This is a genomic window from Burkholderia sp. Tr-20390, from assembly GCF_017104595.1.
GTDB lineage: Bacteria > Pseudomonadota > Gammaproteobacteria > Burkholderiales > Burkholderiaceae > Burkholderia.
Window position 1 is genome coordinate 1 of record NZ_JAAGPC010000318.1, and the last position, 5,936, is coordinate 5,936.

5 protein-coding genes are annotated in these 5,936 nt (G+C 61.4%); 3 read left to right on the plus strand and 2 right to left on the minus strand.

Going from position 1 to position 5,936, the window contains the following annotated elements; translation table 11 throughout:
• Positions 1 to 259: 259 nt before the first annotated feature.
• Positions 260 to 1,444: a porin gene (locus G3N98_RS38075; protein ID WP_206151009.1), complete on the minus strand. Its 1,185-nt coding sequence runs from the start codon at positions 1,442 to 1,444 to the stop codon at positions 260 to 262.
• Between the two features lie 483 nt (positions 1,445 to 1,927).
• Here G3N98_RS38075 and G3N98_RS38080 point away from each other — a divergent pair, with 483 nt between their 5' ends.
• Complete coding sequence (locus G3N98_RS38080; RefSeq protein WP_071336123.1) at positions 1,928 to 2,272, plus strand: DUF3088 domain-containing protein; 345 nt, start codon at positions 1,928 to 1,930, stop codon at positions 2,270 to 2,272.
• A 46-nt stretch (positions 2,273 to 2,318) separates the two neighbouring features.
• Complete coding sequence (locus G3N98_RS38085; protein WP_206151010.1) at positions 2,319 to 3,317, plus strand: ABC transporter substrate-binding protein; 999 nt, start codon at positions 2,319 to 2,321, stop codon at positions 3,315 to 3,317.
• Positions 3,318 to 3,451: 134 nt separating this feature from the next.
• On the opposite strand, the gene G3N98_RS38090 is transcribed toward G3N98_RS38085, so the two are convergent.
• Positions 3,452 to 3,871 carry a hypothetical protein gene (locus G3N98_RS38090; RefSeq protein ID WP_241026269.1) on the minus strand — a complete coding sequence of 140 codons (420 nt, stop codon included), beginning with the start codon at positions 3,869 to 3,871 and terminating at the stop codon, positions 3,452 to 3,454.
• 329 nt (positions 3,872 to 4,200) lie between these two features.
• Here G3N98_RS38090 and G3N98_RS38095 point away from each other — a divergent pair, with 329 nt between their 5' ends.
• Positions 4,201 to 5,322, plus strand: a complete 1,122-nt coding sequence (locus tag G3N98_RS38095) for a DUF2827 domain-containing protein (RefSeq protein ID WP_206151011.1) — start codon at positions 4,201 to 4,203, stop codon at positions 5,320 to 5,322.
• Positions 5,323 to 5,936 lie beyond the last annotated feature (614 nt).

The window sequence follows — 5,936 nt, forward strand, 5'->3', positions numbered from 1 at the left end:
GAGCGGCTGGCTCGCCAGCGCGCCGCTGGCAGGCAGCATCGCTGCCGCCCATCCGCCGGCGAGCCGGCGCAGTGCTGCGCGCCGGCCGCTGCGCGGTGGGTGGGGCGGGAAACGGGAGTCGGTCATGGTCGAACGCGTATCGTGCGGCGGGGCAGCACGCGGGGAAACGCCCATTCTCGGCAACCGAACCCGGTGCGACAAACAACGATTCCCGCTTTGCTTATCGCACCACGCTGCACCGCGCCCGATACACGCGCCGTCAGAACTTCACGCGCAGCCCAGTCACGAACGCGACCTGGCGGTTTGTCGACGACGCGCTGCCGATGTTCGAGATCGCCGCGATCTTGCGATAGCCGCCCGACGTTGCCGTGCTCGCGTCGCCGGCCGCGAGCTGGTAGATGCCGGACAGGTAGATATCGGTGCGTTTCGACAGCGCGTAGTCGAACCCGAGCGTGAACTGGTGCCAGCGCGGTTTCAGCGTCTGGCCGCCAGTGCCCGGCAGGCCGCTCGCGCGCCCGTCGGTGAACGTATAGACACCGATCAGCGTGGCCGCCGGCGTGAGCTGGTAACGCGCGTTCACGTCGTAGTTGTTGAACTTGCGCGACGAGCCGTCGAGATAGTCGAGCTGCGTGTGGCTCCACGCGAAGCCCAGCGTCGCCGGGCCAAGCGCGTAGTTCGCGCCGACCACGCCGATCTGCTGCTTCAGCACGCCGCCGTTCAGCCCGTAGAAGAATCCGCCGCTGTAGTCGTTGCCCGTGGTGGAGGTCGCACCGCCCACCGCGCCGCTCGTATTCGACGTCGAATTCGGATGATTGATGCGGACATAGCCGGCGCCCACCGACAACGGGCCGTTCACGTAGTTTGCCGACGCACCCCACGCGTTGTTGTTCGAGAATCCGGTGCCCGCGCCACCGTTGGCCTGGTTACTGAACGCATAGAGCAGGTCGGCCGTGAAGCCGGCGATCGTGTCGCTGCGGAACTTCACCGCGTTGTTCAGCCGGAAGCTCTGGTTCATGTTGTCGTTGTCGCCCACGTGCGTGGCCGGCGACCAGAAGCCGGACCCCGAGTACTGCGCAACGAGGTCGGTGATCGGCTCGTACTGGCGGCCGAAGGTCAGCGTGCCGAGCCCCTTGCTGGCGAGGCCCACGTATGCGGAGCGGCCGAACAGGCGGCCGCCCTGGCCGAGCCCGCCGTCGCTCGGCCGGAACCCGCTTTCGAGCGTGAAGACCGCCTGCACGCCGCCACCGAGATCTTCCACGCCTTTCAGGCCCCAGCGGCTGCCGCTCAACTTGCCGCTCGTCTGCTGGATGTTGCTCGCGCCACCTTGATTGTTCGTATAAGCGAACCCGGCATCGACGACGCCGTACAACGTGACCGAACTCTGCGCCTGCGCGCTGACCGAACCGATCGAAACCAAACCCAGGACTACCGTTTTTTTGATCATGACTATCCTCTTTTTTATGGGTACATCTGCGAGGATCACGATCCTATTGATGACGGCGGTGCCGGCGAACGGTCGATCCGTGGTTTGCAAATCGCTGCGCGGCCGATTTGCAATATGAGTTGCCGCAAGCCCTGCATGTGCGCCGCGATCGCGTCCGGCACCCATGCTGCGGCGAACGTATCGCGCGAACGGCGAACGTCGAGCACCGGATACACGCGGGCGCCGTCATATCGATCGATGAAATCGTTCGATGTCCGCAATACCGGCGGCCCGGCGTGCGATGTGTTTACGCAACGCCCGCTGTGCGGCGCGCGCCTGATGCGCTACGTGCGGCCGCATATCGATTCCGCAAAACGTTGGTAGGGCCGTGCGACGCATGCCGGTAAAGTCGGGCATCCGGCCTCGGGCCGGCATGCTCCGGGAACGGAAGGGCGCCCAAGCGCATTCATCCCGGCTGAACAACGAACACGGGAGCCGTCTGTCATGAGTCGCGATGTGCTGTTTCTGCTGGAACCGGGCTTTGCCGATCCGAAGCATCCGGGCCAGCGCTTCGTCTGCCCACATGGACTGTCGATCGAGGGGCTGCTCGCGAGCGCGCCCGATCGCGCGAGTCGAATCGACGTGAAACGTGTCGGCTTCGAGCGGCCGCGGCACGCGGTGATCGACGCGCTCGACGATGCGCACCAGGGGCTGCCGGTCCTCGTGCTCGGCCGCGACCAGCCGGCGCCGGACGACGCGCAGACGCTCGGCGACGTGCGCTTCGTCACCGACGCGCGCCGCATCCTCGAACTGCTGGCCGAGCGCCACGGATTTCCGGTGCTGCATTGACGCAGCGCTTTTCACTTCCCGTTTGATCGACCGACAGGAGCATCCGATGTCGTCAATTTCGGCGGCACGTCGCCGTTTGCTGCTTGCCGGTGCCGCGGTGGCGGCGGCGCCATGGGCCGCGAAGGCCGCGTTCGCCACGCCCGCGGTCAGCACCGATCTCGCCGGCACCACGTTGCGCGTCGCAACCTACAAGGGCGGCTGGCGCGCGCTGCTGCAGGCGGCCGGGCTGGCCGACACACCGTACCGGATCGACTGGCGCGAGCTGAACAACGGCGTGCTGCACATCGAGGCGCTCAACGCGGATGCGCTCGACATCGGTTCGGGTAGCGAAATTCCGGCCGTGTTCGCCGCGCGACAGAAGGCCAACGTGCGACTCATCACCCGCGTGCGCGAAGACCTGAACAACCAGGTCACGCTCGCGCGCAAGGACACGCCGATCCACAGCATCTCGGATCTGAAGGGCAAGCGTGTCGGGTACGTGCGTGCGACGACGTCGCACTACTTCCTGTATCGCCAGCTCAAAGAGGCCGGCCTGAGCTTCGACGATATCCAGCCGATCAACCTGTCGCCGACCGATGGCTTGTCCGCCTACGATCGCGGCGACATCGACGCATGGGCGATCTACGGCTACAACGGCCAGCTCGCGCGCAATCGCTACGGGGCGCGCGTGCTGAAGACGGGGAAGGGCTATCTGTCGGGCAACTTTCCGGTCTATGCGAACCCGCGCACGCTCGACGATGCGCGCCGTCGCGCGGCGACGGGCGATCTGCTGCTGCGGTTTCGACGCGCGTATGCATGGGCGAACACGCATTTCGGCGACTATGCGCTCGTGCAGAACCGCGAGACGCGCGTGCCGGTTGCCGATCTCGTCGCGATGTTCGACCAGCGCAGCGAAGACTACGCGCTACTGCCGGTGACGCCCGACGTGGTGGCGCAGCATCAGCAGGTCGCGGACGTGTTCACGCGGATCGGTGTGCTGGATGGGCCGGCCAATGTCGCGCCGCTGTGGGATACGTCGTTCAACGCGCTGGTCGCGGCGACGTGATCGGGGGTAATGGGAAGACGGCCGTGTGAGCGGGAGATTGAGGGCACATGCGCTTTCGGGAAACGCTGCTTTCCCTTCGTGAGCGAGGCTTCACGCCCTGCGCGGACCCCGATGGGAGATTTTTTTCGACCGGGTCAGGCGAACGTCGTCGCGACCATGATGCCGAACACAACGCCGATCGCAATCCCGCAGAGCCGGCCGTGAATCGATGCACGCACATTGTCGTCGAGCACGAACGGCGAGCGTTTGTGTTTCCATACCGTGCTGAATGCGACGGGGCGCGTCAGCAGGGTGATGCACGCGATCAGCACCGGCGTGGCGATGAGCATCGCGATGCGCGGCCCGTTCCAGTCGACGCCGTGCATCGCCAGCGAAACGATCGCGGCAAGCGGAACCTCGACGCACAGGCCCAGCAACGAACCGTTGACGAAGGAATCTCCGGGGGACTGGAACATGATCGGTCCTGGCGTTCGGATGAAATCGGCGCCCGGCTCGAGCTCCCGAAGATAAAAAACCATGGCCGTTGCCCAAGGTCGATCGATCGCATTCGACATTAGCCAGGATGACGGGCGGATAGTACGGCAAAACATTCGCACGTTGGCGGGTATTCAAGCTATTTAACAAATGGGCCGGGTAGGCGCGCATTTTTCGCGCTCAGGGCCGTCCGGACATCGTCGACTGGATCCGACGCGATTTCAATCGACAACCGCACTTCCTCGAATACGAAACCCTGCGCGCCGCTGTATGGCATGACGGACGTGAAAACGAGGCAGGGTCAACCGTGCCGAGCCGCATGTCAGATTTTGACAGTTCTTGACAGCTGGAGACCAGTGCAGCGCTATGATCTAACTCTTTGTTGGACGGGCATCCTGGAGAACCTCCCATGAGTTTGGCACGCTCACTCAGCGTCGGTATCACAATTGGCCTTCACCACGCGGCAGAGAGTCTCTGGGTCAACGGCATCAAGCAGAACGCCTTGTATCTGATGAAGCTCTTTCAACACTCGCCTCTTGGCCATCGGGTCACCCTCGTCAACACCACGAACGTCAAGATCACGTCGGAACTTCCGTGGGATACCACGCAGTATCCGATACGCTCGTTCGACGATGCGAAAGACTCGCTCGATGTCCTGATCGAACTCGGGGGACAAATTGACCAGCAGCAAACCGCGTATCTGCAGGGCCGCGGTACAAAAGTCGTGAGCTACTGCTGCGGTCCTGAATACGTGCACATGATGCAGGCCATGATTTTTGGCAGACGGCATGCGGAAACGGTATTCATCAACCAACGTTACGATCAAGTGTGGATCATCCCGCAAGTTGTCGATACCAGCGCGAGCTACTTCAGCGTATTACGGCGCCAGCCGGTTCGTGAAGTCCCGTTCGTTTGGGACCCGATGTGCGTCGAAGAGCGGTCGGCAGCGCTTCCGCATCGCGGGGAGTATCGTCCAACCGGGCAGCCAAAGCGCCTCTCCATCATGGAGCCGAATATCGACGTGACGAAGTTCTGCCTCTATCCGCTGCTGATTGCAGAACTGGGTTATCGGAAATTTGGCGAAAAGATATCTTACGTGCACGCGACGAACACGGAGCATCTTGCCAAAAACAGCCCCGAATTTATTGGCATCGCGCACCACCTCGACCTGGTGAGAGACTCAAAGATAAGCTTTGTCGGCTATTACAACACCCCTCAATTTCTTTCGGAACATACCGACATTGTAATATCCCATCAATCGGGGCTTGCGCTGAATTACTTCTATTTCGATGTGTGCTGGAACGGGTATGCATTGATTCATAACGCATACCTCTGCCGTGAGCTTGGTTATTTTTATAATGGACAGGATGCGGAGGAGGGTGCACTGCAACTCGGGCAGGCAATCGATTCGCACGATGAGAAATGGGTTGATTACAAAAAACAGCAGCGGGAATTTATCGGTGGATTTTTGTCGACAAATTCGAGACAAATCGAATCATACGACAGGCTCCTGATCGGTCTTTTTGATTAAATTCACGAAATTTCATTCGAGAAATGAGTAAGCCGCTGACTGAAGCGAGTGAAGTTTGATTCGGAATGGGCGTGTCGCTGCCGCCTCGAGGTCGGTATTGACGGCGAGCCGGTAGCATCAAGTGGAGCGACGTTGGTCTTACACGTTGAGTGCGCTATTCGCTGATCAACGCTTATCTCGAACAGCACGCTCGCTGCCGATGTGCCCGCTTGACGTCGACTACCATACCGCGCTCTGGCCAGACAATGCCGCCGCCATTTCCGATATCGGTCTGCTCCAGTCACCCAATGTGGCTTGCCGATACAGCTGCATGGACCTGTACCACGGCGTATCGCGATGGCTGTTGGACCAACGTTCATCGCAGGCAGCCGACAGCAGCACCCACACGGGCCGTCCGAGTGCTCCAGCGAGGTGGGCCGGTCCTGTATCCACGGTAATCAACAAATATCATTTATTTGACATAATGCTTATGATCAATTTTTTTAAATGTAGTGGCTAGATTGAAATGTCCGCTTTTGGCTACATAGAAATGTCCGCTTTCGGGCCGCGTAAGCTGACCGGCCGCCGGGTGTCCGGCGCCGGAGGCTGCAATGGCTGCAACGGAGCGGATCACG